15 protein-coding genes are annotated in these 15,553 nt (G+C 61.4%); 4 read left to right on the top strand and 11 right to left on the bottom strand.

Annotation, left to right across the window (positions count from 1 at the left end):
• Nucleotides 1–110 precede the first annotated feature (110 nt).
• The 7 genes from murB to OP494_RS07535 all read right to left on the bottom strand — a co-directional run bounded on the left by murB (nucleotide 111) and on the right by OP494_RS07535 (nucleotide 7,714).
• Nucleotides 111–1,112, bottom strand: a complete 1,002-nt coding sequence (gene murB, locus OP494_RS07565; protein WP_280540152.1) for a UDP-N-acetylmuramate dehydrogenase — start codon at nucleotides 1,110–1,112, stop codon at nucleotides 111–113.
• Nucleotides 1,099–1,602, bottom strand: a complete 504-nt coding sequence (locus OP494_RS07560) for a low molecular weight protein-tyrosine-phosphatase (RefSeq protein ID WP_280540151.1) — start codon at nucleotides 1,600–1,602, stop codon at nucleotides 1,099–1,101. The genes murB and OP494_RS07560 overlap by 14 nt, the downstream gene beginning before the upstream one ends.
• Entirely contained in the window at nucleotides 1,599–2,372 is a 774-nt protein-coding gene (gene kdsB, locus OP494_RS07555) for a 3-deoxy-manno-octulosonate cytidylyltransferase (RefSeq protein ID WP_280540150.1), read from the bottom strand. The genes OP494_RS07560 and kdsB overlap by 4 nt, the downstream gene beginning before the upstream one ends.
• Complete coding sequence (locus OP494_RS07550) at nucleotides 2,369–2,593, bottom strand: Trm112 family protein (protein ID WP_280540149.1); 225 nt, start codon at nucleotides 2,591–2,593, stop codon at nucleotides 2,369–2,371. Before OP494_RS07550 ends, kdsB begins: the two co-directional genes overlap by 4 nt.
• A 3-nt stretch (nucleotides 2,594–2,596) precedes the next feature.
• The gene (lpxK, locus tag OP494_RS07545) at nucleotides 2,597–3,589 is read right to left on the bottom strand and encodes a tetraacyldisaccharide 4'-kinase (protein ID WP_280540148.1); all 993 of its coding nucleotides are present in this window, start codon (nucleotides 3,587–3,589) and stop codon (nucleotides 2,597–2,599) included.
• Entirely contained in the window at nucleotides 3,586–5,325 is a 1,740-nt protein-coding gene (gene msbA, locus OP494_RS07540; RefSeq protein WP_280540147.1) for a lipid A export permease/ATP-binding protein MsbA, read from the bottom strand. The genes lpxK and msbA overlap by 4 nt, the downstream gene beginning before the upstream one ends.
• 112 nt (nucleotides 5,326–5,437) lie before the next feature.
• A complete protein-coding gene (locus OP494_RS07535; protein WP_280540146.1) occupies nucleotides 5,438–7,714 on the bottom strand; it encodes a DNA internalization-related competence protein ComEC/Rec2 in 2,277 nt (758 codons plus the stop codon).
• Nucleotides 7,715–7,834: 120 nt separating this feature from the next.
• Here OP494_RS07535 and OP494_RS07530 point away from each other — a divergent pair, with 120 nt between their 5' ends.
• Nucleotides 7,835–8,362 carry a DUF2062 domain-containing protein gene (locus tag OP494_RS07530; RefSeq protein ID WP_247619981.1) on the top strand — a complete coding sequence of 176 codons (528 nt, stop codon included), beginning with the start codon at nucleotides 7,835–7,837 and terminating at the stop codon, nucleotides 8,360–8,362.
• A gap of 9 nt (nucleotides 8,363–8,371) precedes the next feature.
• Here the strand turns inward: OP494_RS07530 and OP494_RS07525 are convergent, their stop codons facing one another.
• Together OP494_RS07525 and OP494_RS07520 are read right to left on the bottom strand one after the other, a co-directional pair.
• A complete protein-coding gene (locus tag OP494_RS07525; RefSeq protein ID WP_280540145.1) occupies nucleotides 8,372–9,100 on the bottom strand; it encodes an ATP-binding cassette domain-containing protein in 729 nt (242 codons plus the stop codon).
• Nucleotides 9,093–10,334, bottom strand: a complete 1,242-nt coding sequence (locus OP494_RS07520) for a lipoprotein-releasing ABC transporter permease subunit (protein ID WP_280540248.1) — start codon at nucleotides 10,332–10,334, stop codon at nucleotides 9,093–9,095. The genes OP494_RS07525 and OP494_RS07520 overlap by 8 nt, the downstream gene beginning before the upstream one ends.
• A 226-nt stretch (nucleotides 10,335–10,560) precedes the next feature.
• On the opposite strand from OP494_RS07520, the gene OP494_RS07515 reads away from it, so the two are divergent.
• The 3 genes from OP494_RS07515 (at nucleotide 10,561) to OP494_RS07505 (ending at nucleotide 13,562) form a co-directional block, all read left to right on the top strand.
• On the top strand, nucleotides 10,561–11,658 hold the full coding sequence (locus OP494_RS07515; RefSeq protein WP_280540144.1) for an agmatine deiminase family protein: 1,098 nt from the start codon (nucleotides 10,561–10,563) through the stop codon (nucleotides 11,656–11,658).
• Between the two features lie 4 nt (nucleotides 11,659–11,662).
• Nucleotides 11,663–12,562: a carbon-nitrogen hydrolase gene (locus OP494_RS07510; protein ID WP_280540143.1), complete on the top strand. Its 900-nt coding sequence runs from the start codon at nucleotides 11,663–11,665 to the stop codon at nucleotides 12,560–12,562.
• A gap of 139 nt (nucleotides 12,563–12,701) precedes the next feature.
• Nucleotides 12,702–13,562, top strand: coding sequence for a DNA replication terminus site-binding protein (locus OP494_RS07505; RefSeq protein WP_280540142.1), 861 nt, complete (start codon nucleotides 12,702–12,704; stop codon nucleotides 13,560–13,562).
• A 5-nt stretch (nucleotides 13,563–13,567) separates the two neighbouring features.
• Here the strand turns inward: OP494_RS07505 and OP494_RS07500 are convergent, their stop codons facing one another.
• Both OP494_RS07500 and sthA read right to left on the bottom strand, forming a co-directional pair.
• The gene (locus tag OP494_RS07500) at nucleotides 13,568–13,852 is read right to left on the bottom strand and encodes a YrhK family protein (RefSeq protein WP_280540141.1); all 285 of its coding nucleotides are present in this window, start codon (nucleotides 13,850–13,852) and stop codon (nucleotides 13,568–13,570) included.
• Between the two features lie 132 nt (nucleotides 13,853–13,984).
• On the bottom strand, nucleotides 13,985–15,403 hold the full coding sequence (gene sthA / locus OP494_RS07495) for a Si-specific NAD(P)(+) transhydrogenase (RefSeq protein WP_143333958.1): 1,419 nt from the start codon (nucleotides 15,401–15,403) through the stop codon (nucleotides 13,985–13,987).
• Nucleotides 15,404–15,553 lie beyond the last annotated feature (150 nt).

Genomic DNA, 15,553 nt, shown 5'->3' with positions numbered 1-15,553 from the left:
GGCCGCCTGCCAGATACAAAAACGCCTGAAGGATTTCTCCTTCAGGCGTTTTTTATGGTCGCTTCATCTTGGTGCTCAATAATGCATCGTCACAAACATAGCGGACGCCGCTACCCCATCAGGCGCGGCTCTCGCTCCAGCAACACCCCGAATGCCTGATGTACGCTATCGCGAATATGATCGGCCAGCGCCAAAAGCTCTTGCCTGTTGCCACCACCGAAGTGAACCAGCACCAATGCTTGGCGCTCGTGCACGCCAAAGGCGCCCCATCGAGCCCCTTTGAAGCCACAGCGCTCGATCAGCCATCCCGCAGCCAGCTTGACGCTTCCATCCGGTTGCGGGAAGTGCGGCATCGCAGGATATTCCCGCACGAGACGTTCGGCTTCGGTCGCCTCGAGCACGGGATTAGTGAAGAAACTGCCGGCGTTACCCAGCACGGCGGGATCGGGCAGCTTCTCTCGTCTCACGGCACACACGGCATCGAAGATTTCCCGCACCTCGGGATGAACCGAAACACGCTTGGCAAGATCGCCGTAGCCCAAGCGAGGCGAAGGACTGCGCGACAATCTCAATACCACCTGCGTTACCACGACGCGCCCTGCCAGCGCGCGCTTGAAAATACTGTCTCGGTAGGCGAATCCACAATCATCGCGCGAGAAAACGGCGGCGCGGCCATCATCGCAGTACATGACATGGACCGCGTCCAATACGTCGGCGAGCTCGACACCGTAGGCGCCGATATTCTGGATCGGCGCGGCACCGACATGGCCCGGGATCAACGCTAGGTTTTCGATCCCCCACCAGCCGCGTTCGACGCATGCCGTGACAAGATCGTGCCAGGGCAACCCCGCCTGTGCGTATACGAGAATCGTCTGGTCGTCGCTTTCTTCCCACCACCAGTCGGCACACGTCACCTGCAAGGTCACCCCCGAGAGACACGGCGCCAAGATCAGATTGCTGCCGCCACCCACGATGTTGAGCGGCGCCGCATCATCCGCCGCCATGGTCAGTGCGGTGCGTATCTCATCGTGCGTGGTGGCCGCGATGAAACGTTCCGCAAAACAGGGCAACCCCAGCGTATTATCGAGTGTCGCGGTCTCAGCGAACGCCATCGCCACGCTCCGAACGCTGCGCTTCAAGGCGCTGACGACAAGTTTCGATCAGGCCGTCGGCCGCCTGCTCGATCAAGGCGAACACATTGGCAAAACCGTCCCCCGCCCCGTAATAAGGATCCGGCACCGAGCGTCCGGGTGTCCCTGTGAAATCCAGCAGCAAGCCGAGATGAGACTCACAGCCGGCAGGTGCCATACGTCGCATATGGGCCAGGTTGTCCGCATCCATGGCCAACAAGTAATCGAACGCATGGAAATCATCGACTCGAAGCTGGCGCGCGCATAGCGAGGCGATATCGATACCCCGCGCTCGCGCTTCCTCCTGGGCGCGCGGATCGGGCGATTCGCCCACATGCCAGCGCCCGGTGCCGCAGGAGTCGAGCGCCACGGCCTCCGCAAGGCCTGCCGCTTGCAAGCGCGCCCTGACGATGCCTTCAGCAGTGGGCGAACGGCATATATTGCCCAGACACACGAAGAGAATGCGGATCATGCCGTGCCTTCCTCCTCGGCGATCAGACGGCGCACCCGTTCGAGATCCTCCTGAGTATCGACCCCCGCCGGATGGGGCTCGCAGGCCAGCGCCACCTGAATGCGATGCCCATGGTGCATGGCGCGCAATTGCTCGAGCTGCTCCAGCTGCTCGAGCGGCGACGGCAACCAATCGACATACTCGGCCAGGAAACCGGCACGATACGCATAGAGGCCGATATGGCGAAGCCAAGCATCGGTCTCGAGATGATCGGGACGCTGAGCGAAGCTCTCTCGGGCCCAGGGCACCGGCGCCCGGGAGAAGTACAAAGCGCGCCCGTATAGATCGCGCACCACCTTGACCACGTTGGGATTGAACAAGGTCTCGACGTCACCGATGGGCTCCGCCAGGGTGGCAATCGAGGCACTCGCATCGTCGGCGAGACGCCGTGCCACCTGATCGATCAGCGCCGCTGGAATGAACGGCTCATCGCCTTGCACATTGACCACGATGGTATCGGCATCCAAGCCTAGACGTGCCGCCACTTCGGCGAGGCGATCGGTGCCGGAGGGATGGTCGTGCTCGGTCAGCATGACCTCGGCCTCATAGGGCCGCATAGCCGTCTCGATACGCGCATCATCGGTGGCCACCACCACACGCGTGGCCCCGCTTTGGCAGGCGCGTCGCCATACGCGCGCGATCATGGGCTCGCCGTGGATCTCCAACAAGGGTTTGCCCGGTAGTCGCGACGAGCCATAGCGCGCCGGTATCACCACGACCACATCATTCATGTCGCGTCATCCCGTGCCTCTCCGGCACCACTGCGCGACTTGGCTAGCTTCTCGTCGGCGTCCATGCGGCGCGCTTGCTCGGCCAGCATCACCGGGATTTCGTCTTCCACGGGATATGCCAGGCCATCGAAGTAACACTTGAGTTCACCGCGCTCGCGGTCGTACTTGAGCTTGCCCTGGCAGTGGGGGCACACCAGCATTGCCAGCATTTGCTTATCCATGTTTCACCTCTCGGTCAGCGCCGCCAAGCGGCCTTCTAGCCAGGTCATGAGCGCCGGATCGGGATGTGCTTCGACATCCAATACCCAGCACCGTTCATGCGCGAAAGGACGACACTTGACCGCATCCTTGGCCGTCATGACCACCGGACGATTGTCGGAAAATTGCAGGTCGGCAGCATCGAAGCGATGGTGATCGGCCAACGGGCAAGGATCGAATTCGACGTTCAGTCCCGCCAGTGTCTCGAAGAAACGCGCTGGATGGCCGATCCCCGCCAGGGCATGCACGCGCCCATTGAACGGCCGCCCCTCGATGGGATAGCAGACATCATCGATCAGATGCCGCCAACGCGACGGCGTCAGATGCATGCTGTAGTGAGGTACCGGCAAGTCCTGCTGCAGCGGGCCGTTGCCGATGACTGCGTCCACCTCATCCAATCGGGAAAGCGGTTCGCGCAGCGGCCCCGCGGGCAGACAGCGACCATTGCCGAAGCCGCGCGCACCATCCACCACCACGAGTTCGATATCACGCCCCATGGCCAGATGCTGTAGCCCATCATCGGACAACAGGATATCGCAGCCGGCCGCGATCAACTTGCGCGCGGCCCGTGGGCGGTCGGGGTCCACCGCGACGGGAAGTCCTGTCTGGGCCGCCAGCATGACCGGTTCGTCGCCGGCTTCTGCCGGAGAGGTTTCCGGCGTCACGTACAGCGGATAACGACGTGCATGGCCGCCATAGCCACGCGAGACGATGCCCGGATGCCAGCCACGTTCGGCGAGCCAGCGCGCCATCCATGCCACCAGGGGCGACTTGCCGGTTCCTCCCACGGAAAGATTGCCGATCACGATCAACGGCACCGGAGGTGCCCAGACCGTCTTCGTGCCACGCTGGTAGGCCCTGCGTCGCGCGCCCATCGCCGAAGCATACAGCCCCGCCAAAGGACGCAACGGCATGAGCCAGGCCGCGTCACGGTACCAGGCATCCTGCAAGCGACTCACTCGGCCTCCTGGAATTGCAGTTGGTGAAGCGCAGCATAGGCGCCATCCTGCGCCAGCAATTCAGCATGCGTGCCGCTTTCGATGATCTCGCCCTGCTCCATGACCAGAATACGGTCGGCACGTTCGATGGTCGACAAGCGATGGGCGATGACGAAGGTCGTTCGCCCACGGCATACCGTTTCCAACGCTTGCTGAATATAACGCTCGGACTCGGTATCCAGCGCCGAGGTGGCCTCGTCGAGCACCAGCACAGGGGCATCCTTGAAAATGGCCCGCGCGATGGCCAGGCGCTGCCGCTGGCCGCCGGACAGCATCACCCCATTATCGCCGACGACGGTCTCATAGCCATTGGGCAAACGCTCGATGAACTCATGCGCGTAGGCGGCGCGCGCAGCGCGCTCGACGGCTTCCCGGTCGGAATCGGGATGTCCGTACGCAATATTGGCACCGATGGTGGTGTTAAAAAGCGTTACCTGCTGGGAGACCAGCGCGATGCGCTGACGCAGCGGCGACAGCGAATAGGTCTGGATATCTACGTCATCCAGCGTCACTCGCCCCTCGGTGGGACGATAGAAACGTGGCAGCAAGCTCACCAAGGTCGACTTGCCGCTGCCGGAACGCCCCACGATGGCGACCATCTCCCCGGCGGGGATATCCAGATCGATACCCTTGAGCACCTCGGCCTGATCCTCGCCATAGCGAAAGCGAACGCCCTCGAAACGCACACGCCCGTCGATGCGCGTCGGCACATAGGTACCCTCGTCGACTTCGGGCGGTTGCTCGAGAAGGCCGAACAACTCCTGCGAGGCCGACAGTCCCTTCTGGATCGTGCTGTTGACCTCGGTGAGCTGCCGCACCGGCTTGGCCATCAACGACGCAGCGGTAATGAAGGCCACGAACTCACCCGGCGTCATCGAGGCCATCAAGGCCGGTGACATCGCCAGCCATACCAAGCCCGCCAGCGACAGCGCCACCAATAACTGGATGACCGGCGTGCTGACGGCTTTGGTCAACGCCACCTTCATACTCTGTTCGCGGTTGTAATCGCTGGCCTCGGCGAAGCGCGCCTTTTCATAGCCTTCGGCACCGTGAGTACGTACCACGCGATAACCCGATAGCGCCTCGGAAGCGACGTGGGTGACATCGCCCATCGAATTCTGAATACGCCGCGACAAGCGGCGGAAGCGCTTGCTAGTGTAACTGACCACAAGGCCAATCAACGGTGTGACGGCCAAGAAGATCAGCGTCAGCATCCAGTTGGTCCAGAGCAGATAACTGACCAGGCCGATCACGAACAGGCCTTCACGCAGGATGATGGTGATGGCGTTGGTCGCGGCCCCGGTCACCTGCTCGACATGGTAGGTAACGCGTGACAGCAGATGGCCGCTGGAGTGCATATCGAAAAAACGCCCCGGCAAGCGCAACATGTGGTTGAACACTTCGCAGCGCAACGCATGGACCACATTACGGGCTACATCACTCATGTAGTAGGTGCCCAGGAATGTCCCCACGCCCCGCGCCGCGAACATGCCGATCACGAACAGGGGCAACATCAGGCGAAAGGCCGCATCGGGGTTCTGGATGCCGTCGATCAGGCGCTTCATCATTTCCGCCAACGCGGTGCTCGAGGCCGCATAGATGGCATACCCCACCACAGCGGCCATGAACGCCTTCCAATGCGGTTTAACGTATCCCAGCAAGCGACGGTAAAGGGACCAACTGGTAGCGTTTCTCACGGCGTCTCCGCTGGTTGAGAGGCTTGCTCGCCCCACTCAAGGGGGCAACTACTGAAGTAAATGGTGCATGAGCCGCGGGGCGGCGTGCCATTTTGAATACGATGCACAAGCATCAATCGCCGGATTCTACCCCAATGCACGCCCCTTCGACACCGCCGGGCGGGCGCGCCGGATGCATGCGCGGCGCCGGTACGCCCAGCGTGAAACGCAATGCGCCGTCCGTGGCGGTATTCCATAAGCAACTGCCGGCGCGGCGAAAACGGCGCACCACTTCGGAATGCGGATGCCCATGCGCATTGTCCCGGCCGGCACTAAAGATGACGTGCTCCGGCCGAGTGCGGGCGACGAACGCCTGCGAGGAACTGGTACGACTGCCATGATGCCCTGCAACCAGGACCGTCAACGGGGTCTCGAGCCCCGCCAGCAAGCGCTTTTCGACGAAGTCTCCCGCATCCCCCGTGATCAACAAGCGCTGATCGTCAGCCGTCACCTGCAATACGCACGAACGATCATTGTCGGAGCGCGTCACGTCACCCCCAACGGGCGATAGAAAACGGTAGTCGACGCCATCTCGCTGCCACCCTACACCGCGACGACACGCCCGTGTGGCGACGCCCAGGGGCATCTCCGGCGGCCCCCACCAGCGCGCCACATGATGCATCTCGTCAAGCGTCTCCACCCCGCCGGCATGATCGCGATCGCTATGGCTGACGATGATATCGTCGAAGTGCCGTCCCGGTGGCCACAGCGACTCCGCGGGAGTGAATCCCGAGCCATAACGTGGCCCGGTGTCGAACAGCAAGTGCTGAGTGGCACTGCGCAGCTCGACCAACTGCCCCTGTCCCACATCGTGCACGGTGACCACGACCCGCCCCGGCGCAATAGCGGGCGGACGCAGGACGAACGCCAGAGCGATCAGGCTCACCGAGGCCCAAAGGCGCAGATATCCCCACAGCCCGGGGATCAGCCACACCATGCCCAGCACAGCCAATATCAGCGCCAGCGGCCATGTTTCCCATATCGGCGGCGACCACACAGGCAGCCACGCGGCAGCCAGTGTCAGCCCGTTCCAAACGCCCTGAGCGAGTCCATCGAATATCCCCCACGGGATCATCGCCAGACTCGACGACCAGGCCAACGCCCAGCCCAGCAGCCCCAGCGGCACCATGATGCTGCCGACCAGCGGCACCGCCACCAGATTGACCAGCGGCCCCACCGGCGCCAGCCTCTCGAACCCGATCAGCACGGCGGCGGCCATGAACGGCGCCAGCAAGCATTGCGAACGAGCCAATGCCCACAGCCATCCCCGCACACCACGCGGCGCGGGACGCCCCTGCCAGGCCGCGATCAGCACGCCCACCGCCAGAAACGATAGCCACAGCCCAGGGCGCCACATCGTCAGAGGATCACTCACCACGATCACCAGCAACGCCAGCCACCAGGCCTGCCAAGGCCCTGGCGCATGACGTCCGCTGGCCACCCACAACCCTAGCAAGGCCATCACCGTGGCGCGTAGCGCGGGCGGTTCGAACCCCGCCATGCCGGCATATCCTAACGTCGCAAGCCCTGCTAGCCACCACGGCCAAGTCGCGAGGCGCCAATGCCCTGGTGTCATACCTCGCGCTAGCAGGCGTAGCAAGACCAGCGTCACGCTCGCCACCAAGCCGACATGCAATCCGGATATCACCATCAGGTGCGTGGTGCCAGTCGCGTTGAGCAAGTCCCAGTCGTCCTGCGTCAGACGCTCACTAGCGCCCAGCGTAAGCGCCGCCAACCAGCGGGTAGCAAGCTCGGACAATGGCTGCGTATCCAGAAACGCCAAGCCGGCATCGCGCATGGTAGGAGACGCAGTCATCAAACGCTGTGTCACGGACGAATCACGCACATACCCCGTCGCCTGGATGCCTTCGCGCCATAGCCAGGCCGCATAATCGAAGCCGTAATCATTGGCGAAGCCCTGCGGCGGACGCATGCGCACGCACCATCGCCAGCGCTCTCCGGTGTGCATCACCGGGGCGTCGTACCATGACAGCCGCACCTTCGAAAGCGCCTCGCAGGACGGTAAATCGGTCTCTCGAGGCGCGCAGTGTGTGACCGCAACGCGCACGCGTGTCAGCCCTTGATCTTCACTTACCTGCGTCACCCGCCCAGCGAGCGTGACATCCTGACGCGACAAGCCCTCGGGCAACGTGCCTACGCGCTGCTCGGTAATCTGCCACGCGCATATCCCCGCCACGACGAGCATCGCAAGCCATCGCCAGCGTCCGCGTGCCACAGCCAACAGGACGGCCAGCCCCCACACGCAGACACCGCCGGCCAGTCCCCACCAACCCCAGACGCTGCCGACAAGAGCCGCCAGGGCCAGCGGCATCGCCCACCCCAGATTCATTCGCCATCCTTTTCTTAGCTAATGACGATATATCATCGACTGATGCGCGCCGACGCGCAACGATAGCGAGAGCCCAGGGTTGTATGGATAATGAATCGACACTTCGATAGCTCGTGGATCATGCCTCGCCGATTTCTGCAGCGTTACATGCCCCGGCCGGAAACGCTGAAACGCCAACGGTCGCTGCGTTTCATGCATCACCTGCTGGGCGACCCGTCCCTATGGATGCTGTCGCGCCGTAGCGTTGGCAATGCTTTCATGGTGGGTCTTTTCGTTGCGCTATTACCGATCCCATTACAGATGGTCGTCGCCGCCTTCGGCGCCTGGCTGTTGCGCTGCAACCTGCCATTGTCGGTTAGCCTCGTCTGGCTGACCAACCCGCTCACCATGCCGGTGATTTTCTACTTTAATTACCGTGTCGGCGCATGGCTGCTCGACTCCCCCGCACGCCACATGCCCGACAGGCTGTCGACGGCGTGGATTGCCGAAAAAATGGCGGATATCTTGCCCGCCCTGCTCGTGGGCTCGCTCGTGGTGGCGATCATCGTCGGTTTGCTCAGCAACCTGATCATTCGCCTGATCTGGCGTTGGCAGGTGGCCCGAAGCTGGCAGCGCCGCGCACGGCGACGCCGCCAGCGTCAGACGTAACGTCCTCACTCAGTCCGCACTCAGGCGCCCCTGATCAAGGCGCATCACGCGGTCCTGGTGGGCGGCGAGACCGGTGTCGTGGGTGACGATGATGAAGGCGCAGGCACTACGCGCGGCAAGGCTATCCATCAACGACAGGATATTGCCCGCCGTGGTCTGATCAAGATTACCGGTCGGCTCGTCCATCAGCACCAGGCTGGGATCGGTCACCAAGGCGCGGGCTATCGCCACGCGTTGCCGCTCCCCGCCCGACAGTTCGCCCGGTTTATGCTCGCAGCGCTCTGCCATGCCCACGCGGGAGAGAATGTCACGCGCCTTTTCCTGCGCCTCCTGCCGCTTTTGCCCACGAATGAGCAATGGCATGGCGACATTTTCCAACGCCGAAAACTCCGCCAGCAGGTGGTGAAACTGATACACGAAGCCGATATGGCGATTGCGAAAGCCGCCCAATGCGGCTTCCCCCATTTCGGTCAGCGACTGGCCGGCAATGCGTACATGTCCCGCACTCGGACGGTCGAGGCCACCCAAGAGATTGAGCAATGTGGTTTTGCCTGATCCTGAGCTACCCACTACGGCAACGCGCTCACCGGCACGCACTTCCAATTCCAGCGCATCAAGCACAGTGACGTCCTGCGGACCCTCGCGATAAATACGCGTCAGGCCGTCGCACTGCAGCATGACCTCATTGTTGGCGAACGTGGGGTTGCCATTCGATGCCATCGCGGCTTCCTCATTCATAACGCAATACCTCGGCCGGTTGAATACGCGCCGCACGCCAAGCGGGGTACAACGTTGACAGGAATGTCAGCACGAAAGCCGCTCCCGCGATGATGCCCACGTCGCCCCACTGAAGTTGCGAGGGTAGATAGCTGATGAAATAGACATTGGGGTCCAGGAACTGGATCCCCGTCAACGCCTCGAACCAGGCAATCAAGTCCGATATCGACAACGCCAGCACCACGCCGAGCGCCACCCCCACGACGGTGCCAATCGTCCCGATCGCCATCCCCTGGACTATGAAGATACGCATGATAGTGCCCGGCTTGGCGCCGATGGTTCGCAAGATCGCGATGTCGGCATGCTTGTCCGTCACCACCATGACCAGTGTGGAGACGATGTTGAATGCCGCCACGGCGACAATCACCATCAATAGCAACCCGATCATGCGTTTTTCCATCTGGATCGCCTGAAACAGATTGCCGTGGGTATAGGTCCAGTCTACCCCCCGGTAACCACTACCCAGATCGTTCACGATCTCGTTGGTGACCGGCCCCGCCTGGAAGAGATCATCCAGTTCCAGACGCAGTCCACCGACCGCATCTCCCAGGCGGCCCAGCTTCTGCATGTCATGGATGTTGGCATAAGCCAGGTTGGCGTCGAGATCGGCGCCTATCTTGAAGATACCGCTGACGGTGAAACGCTTGAGGCGCGGGAAGACGCCCCCCGGCGTGATCGAGGCCTCAGGCACCAGCAAGGTCACGCGATCCCCCACACCCACGCCAAGGTTGCGTGCCAGCAAGTCACCCAGCACCACATGCCACTCGCCGGGCGCAAGGTCGTCTAGCGAGCCTCGCGTCATGTGCTCGTCGATGATCGACACCTTGCTTTCGTAGCTCGGGTCGATCCCGTTGACCATTGCTCCCTGGGTACGTCCTTCGGAGGAAAACATGCCTTGCTGTTGAACGTACGGCGCCGCGCCAATGACGTGGTCACGCTTCTCCAGGCGTTCGGCGAGTGTCTTCCAGTCCGTCATGCCTCCCTGGGCTTCGATCTTGGTATGCGGCACCATACCCAATATGCGTGTCCGCAGTTCATGATCGAAACCGTTCATGACCGACAACACGAGGATCAACACCGCCACGCCCAGCATCAAGCCCAGCATGGACGTCAGAGATATGAATGAAATGAAATGGTTGCGACGTTTCGCGCGTACATAGCGCAATCCGATAAGAAACGGCAAGCGATCCAGCATCGACATCGATTCCTTGGTATGAGCCGGGCTCATGGTACGTGTTTTTGCGTGCTCCTGCATGAGCCAATGACGGCGAAAAAACCATCCGATGGCATCATCATGGGCAGCGCCTGGTGATACTTGCATCCGTGTCGGCGAAGACTAAAATGCCGCGGTCGCTGTCATATCGACATGACGAACGAGGTCCTGCCACGGTGTCGTGCCTCAATCCCTATAGGAGACCGCAATGCTCCCACGCCTGTTCCCCGAATGGCATCCTCAGGACGCCATTCAACTCACTTGGCCCAGTGCCGAAAGCGATTGGGAGCCTCTGCTCGAGCGTATCGAAGCCTCTCTGGAAGCCTTGGTCGTGGCGATCACACGATACCAGCCCGTATTGGTTATCGTCGCCGATGACGCGACACGCCAACGTCTCGACTCACGCTTTTTCCGCTTGGGCATTCATCCTAAGCAATGGCATCTCATTGAAGCGCCCTCGGACGATACCTGGACCCGCGACCACGGGCCAATTGCTATCGAACGCGACGGCCAGATCGTGCTGCTCGATTATCGCTTCACGGGCTGGGGCGGCAAGTTCGCCGCCGAACGCGATGATGCGCTGACCGCGACTCTCTCGGGTATTGGCATTTACGCCGCCCTGCGGGAGGCACGCGAAATGGTTCTGGAAGGCGGCGCCATCGACGGCGATGGCTATGGCACGTTACTGCTCACCGAAGCCTGCCTGCTCAATCCCAACCGCAATCCACACCTGACGCGTGAAGAGATCGAAGCCGCCTTGCGCGACGACATGGGCATCGAACGTTGTCTGTGGCTCACGCAAGGTCATCTCGAAGGTGACGATACCGATAGCCACATCGATACCCTGGCGCGCTTTTGCGATGCCGAGACCATTGCGTATGTGCGCTGCGAAGACCCTGACGACCCGCACTTCTCCGCGTTGGCGCAGATGGAAAGCGAACTCAAGGCCTTTCAGCGTGCCGATGGCGAGCCTTATCGCCTCATCCCCCTGCCCTTGCCCCGCGCATGCTATGACCCCGATGACGGCCATCGCCTGCCCGCTACCTATGCCAACTTCCTGATCATCAATGGCGCGGTCCTCGTGCCCACCTATGCCGATGCCGCCGATGGCGTGGCCCTAACGGCACTGGCCAGTGCGTTCCCCGGGCGCGATATCATTCCCATCGACTGTCGCACCGTGATCCGCCAACATGGCAGCCTCCACTGCCTGACCATGCAGCTGCCACGCGGCGCTTTCTTCACCGCATCCACCGCCGAGGCCAATGACCGCGGTGCCAACGATCGCAGTGCCAATAATAAGGAGTGATGCCATGTCCTCGACGCTCAAGGTAGGACTCGTTCAGCAACAAGCCTGGCCCGACAAAGCCCGTAGCCTGCAGGAAAGCGACGCCGGTGTTCGTGAACTGGCAGGTAAAGGCGCCGAGTTGATTCTGCTTCAGGAACTGCATGCCACGCATTACTTCTGCCAGACCGAAGACGACCGCCTGTTCGACCTGGCCGAACCGCTCGACGGCCCCAGCGCCCAGCATCTGGCCGCCCTGGCCGCCGAGCTCGACATCGTGCTCGTCGGCTCGCTTTTCGAGCGCCGCGCCGCTGGGCTCTATCACAACACGGCAGTAGTCTTCGACCGTCAGCGCGGGCGCGTCGGCCACTATCGCAAGATGCATATTCCCGACGATCCAGGGTTCTACGAAAAATTCTATTTCACACCCGGCGATGCCGAAGAAAATGCCGGGTTCGAGCCCATCGAAACATCTGTCGGCCGGCTCGGTGTCTTGGTCTGCTGGGATCAATGGTATCCGGAAGCCGCGCGCCTGATGGCCCTCGCCGGCGCCGATCTCTTGCTCTATCCCACCGCCATCGGCTGGCACCCGCCCGACGACAATCCCGAGAAGCAACGGCAAAAGGACGCCTGGACATTGGTTCAACGCTCTCACGGCGTAGCCAATGGTCTACCGGTCATGGTCGCCAATCGCGTGGGCCACGAAGCAGACCCCTCGAATGCGACGTCGGGCATCGACTTCTGGGGCGGCAGCTTCATTTGCGGCCCACAGGGCGAGATGTTGGCCCAGGCCGACGATGACACGACACATCTACTGACCGAGCTCGACATGACGCGTAGCGAACAAGTGCGGCGAGCCTGGCCCTACCTGCGTGACCGACGCGTCGATGCTTACGCCGATCTCACCAAGCGTTACCGCGATCGTTGAATAGCGGGCCGCACTGGCCCGCTCTCCATGAGCGGGCGCTGCCCATCCCCCACGATCGATGTTGAACGCCAGGCATGCTTGCGAAGACGCACCAAGCTTGCCATTATGTGGCCATGAGAACTGAGATAACGGTATAAATATGGAGCGACAATATCACCTCCTGGCCCGGCTCGAGCACGACTTCGATCATGTCATCGAAACCTGCGAGGCGCTCATCGGCCATGTCGAACACGCGCCCCCGAAGGGCTGGGTACTGGGCGACATTCCCTTCGATATCGCTTGGCTACGCCATGCACTGCTCGACTTCTGGTATCAAGACGGCCAGGACGGTCGCGCGACGCGCAATTACATCGGCCTGATCGCCGCCGACCCCACATTGCTGGCGTACGTTGCCGACATCAATCACGCCAAGCAGACCTTCGCGGCAACACTGGCCGAGATTCGTCAGGATGCCCCGAGCCTGCTCGCCGAGATCAAGGCCGTACTGCCCTTTCGCCATCCCACGCTACACGACCATCTACGCGGCCAGGGCTTGGCGCGTCTGCATCTCAAGCAATGCTGGCGCCACCTCCCCGTGGCGGATGCACCGCTTTCGCGTGTGCGTCTCGCCTGGTATACCAGCGGGCGATCCATCAAGCGCTTGAACGTGCGCGATGCCGAACGGCGGCTTATGGAAATGGATACCGAGAGTCCGCATATTCGCATTCAGCTACGTCACTTGGCGGACATACCCGATAGCGAGCCATTGGCTCAGGTGCAAACCCAGGCCCCCGTCATGCGTGCCAACCTTTTCTTTCGCGAAGCGCTCGCGGATGGGCGCATGCGTCGTGCCATGAATCTGCCGTTGCCTCTCTTCATTCCCAGCGAGGACGGCCGCCTGCCTTCGCACAACACCCCGAAGGCGACACCACCCAGCACGCGTACCCGTGCCCAACGCGCCGACACGAAGCTCGAGGACACTCCCTTCCTGCCCAGCCTGAGGGTCTATCGCTACCGATAGTCGCCTCAGAATTCCTGACTACTGGACGGCAACTGCTTGAGAGTGAACTGACGGTGCAGACGAATCACGGGGCGCACCAGCAGTTGCAGGCTGCCCACCACGAACAGCCAGACGCCCGCTTCCTTGACACTGCCCTGGAAGAAAAAGCATACGCTACCGATCGTGAACCACAGCCCCAGCAAGAGATCGTTCACGGTACTGGCCAATTCATGACGACGGTGAATGACCAATTCTTCGCGTCCCAGCGTGAACGTCGTTTCATCGCTATGCTGCTTGTCTTCGCGGTACATAAAACCTCCTTGTGCTCATGTGACGATAGATGCCCAACGCAATGAGCCGGCACAAGTGCCGGCTCATTGAATGCCGAACCACGCCGGCGAACGCTCAAGGCTCTCGAACTACGAGCCCCCCGTCGGCCCATATTAGAATATACGATTCAGGCCGTTTTGCGCCGCGACGCGATATGCCTCGGCCATGGTCGGATAATTGAAGGTGGTATTGATGAAATATTTCAGGGTATTGGCCTCGCCCTTTTGCTGCATGATGGCTTGGCCGATATGCACAATCTCGGAGGCTTGATCGCCGAAGCAGTGAATGCCCAAAATCTCGAGTGTCTCGCGATGGAAAAGGATCTTGAGCATCCCTACCGTGTCCCCGGTGATCTGCGCACGCGCAGTGTCCTTGAAGAACGCCTGCGCGATCTCGTAGGGCACCTTGGCTTCGGTCAACTCGCGCTCGTTCTTGCCCACCGAGCTGATCTCGGGAATCGTGTAGATACCGGTGGGAATATCTTCGACGAAGCGGAAGTCTTCCTCCAGGAAGTCATCGCTGGCACTCCGCCCCTGGTCGTAGGCGGCACTGGCCAGACTCGGCCAGCCGATGACATCCCCAACGGCATAGATATGCGGCACCATGGTGCGATAATGCTCATCGACCTGTAGCTGACCGCGCCCATTGGGTTCGAGCCCGATGTTTTCCAGCCCCAATTGATCGGTATTGCCGGTACGCCCATTGGCCCACAGAAACGCATCCGCGCGCAGACGCTTGCCGGACTTGAGCTTGACGACCACCCCGGACTCATCGCCTTCGATGCTCTCGTAGTCTTCGTTATGGCGCACCAATACGCCATTCTGGCGTAGATGGTAGGAAAGCGCGTCGCTGATCTCGTCGTCGAGGAACGACAACAAACGCTCGCGCATATCGATCAAGTCGACCTTGACGCCGAGCCCCGAAAAGATCGACGCATACTCGGACCCGATGACCCCGGCCCCGAAGATGATCAAGGTGCGGGGCGTGTGGGAAAGCCCCAGGACGGTGTCCGAGCAATAAATGCGTGGATGCCGGAAGTTGATATCGGCGGGACGATAAGGGCGAGAGCCCGTGGCGATCACGAACTGTTGAGCGCACAACTCCTCGACGCCTTCCTGATTGTCCCGCACGATCAGGGTGTGCTCGTCACGGAAGTTCGCCACGCCGAAGAAAAGATCGATGCGATTGCGTGAATAGAACTGAGTGCGCATCTCGACCTGCTGGTCGATGGTCACCTTGGAACGTTCAAGCACACGAGGAAAAGAAAACCAACGCGGTTCGCCGATGTCGCGGAACATGCGGTTGGTATTGAACTGCATGATCTGCTTGACCTGGTGGCGTAGCGCCTTGGACGGGATCGTCCCCCAGTGAGTGCAGTTGCCACCCACCGCTTGCTGCTTCTCGACGATGGCCACGCGCTTACCGTGCTTGGCCGCGTTGATCGCAGCGCTTTCTCCTGCTGGGCCCGAGCCAATCACCACCACATCATAATTGTGAACTGCCATTAGGTTCGCCTGCTCCTCTCGATGCATGAGGAACCGCTGCGATAAGCCTCAACGCAAGACTGGCCACGGCAAGCGGGGATGACGAGGCGTGCCGCGTTCAGGGCACATACCCGGGTTCCCCGCGATAGCATGTCGGGACACGCCCTCGGGCGCCTTGGACTCAACCAACGATTCCAG

This window comes from Chromohalobacter sp. 11-W (genome assembly GCF_029889905.1).
Taxonomy (GTDB): Bacteria; Pseudomonadota; Gammaproteobacteria; order Pseudomonadales; family Halomonadaceae; genus Chromohalobacter.
This window is presented reverse-complemented; position numbering and strand designations above follow the sequence as displayed.

What these genes read in the sequence shown, in the direction of transcription:
- OP494_RS07535 (WP_280540146.1), bottom strand. Translation starts at nt 7,714, where the DNA reads ATGAATCTGGGGTGGGCGATGCCGCTGGCCCTGGCGGCTCTTGTCGGC.
- sthA (WP_143333958.1), bottom strand. Translation starts at nt 15,403, where the DNA reads ATGCATCGAGAGGAGCAGGCGAACCTAATGGCAGTTCACAATTATGAT.
- OP494_RS07505 (WP_280540142.1), top strand. Translation starts at nt 12,702, where the DNA reads ATGGAGCGACAATATCACCTCCTGGCCCGGCTCGAGCACGACTTCGAT.
- OP494_RS07525 (WP_280540145.1), bottom strand. Translation starts at nt 9,100, where the DNA reads ATGAATGAGGAAGCCGCGATGGCATCGAATGGCAACCCCACGTTCGCC.
- OP494_RS07520 (WP_280540248.1), bottom strand. Translation starts at nt 10,334, where the DNA reads ATGCTGGATCGCTTGCCGTTTCTTATCGGATTGCGCTATGTACGCGCG.
- OP494_RS07500 (WP_280540141.1), bottom strand. Translation starts at nt 13,852, where the DNA reads ATGTACCGCGAAGACAAGCAGCATAGCGATGAAACGACGTTCACGCTG.
- OP494_RS07560 (WP_280540151.1), bottom strand. Translation starts at nt 1,602, where the DNA reads ATGATCCGCATTCTCTTCGTGTGTCTGGGCAATATATGCCGTTCGCCC.
- OP494_RS07510 (WP_280540143.1), top strand. Translation starts at nt 11,663, where the DNA reads ATGTCCTCGACGCTCAAGGTAGGACTCGTTCAGCAACAAGCCTGGCCC.
- OP494_RS07530 (WP_247619981.1), top strand. Translation starts at nt 7,835, where the DNA reads ATGCCTCGCCGATTTCTGCAGCGTTACATGCCCCGGCCGGAAACGCTG.
- OP494_RS07515 (WP_280540144.1), top strand. Translation starts at nt 10,561, where the DNA reads ATGCTCCCACGCCTGTTCCCCGAATGGCATCCTCAGGACGCCATTCAA.
- OP494_RS07550 (WP_280540149.1), bottom strand. Translation starts at nt 2,593, where the DNA reads ATGGATAAGCAAATGCTGGCAATGCTGGTGTGCCCCCACTGCCAGGGC.
- murB (WP_280540152.1), bottom strand. Translation starts at nt 1,112, where the DNA reads ATGGCGTTCGCTGAGACCGCGACACTCGATAATACGCTGGGGTTGCCC.
- kdsB (WP_280540150.1), bottom strand. Translation starts at nt 2,372, where the DNA reads ATGAATGATGTGGTCGTGGTGATACCGGCGCGCTATGGCTCGTCGCGA.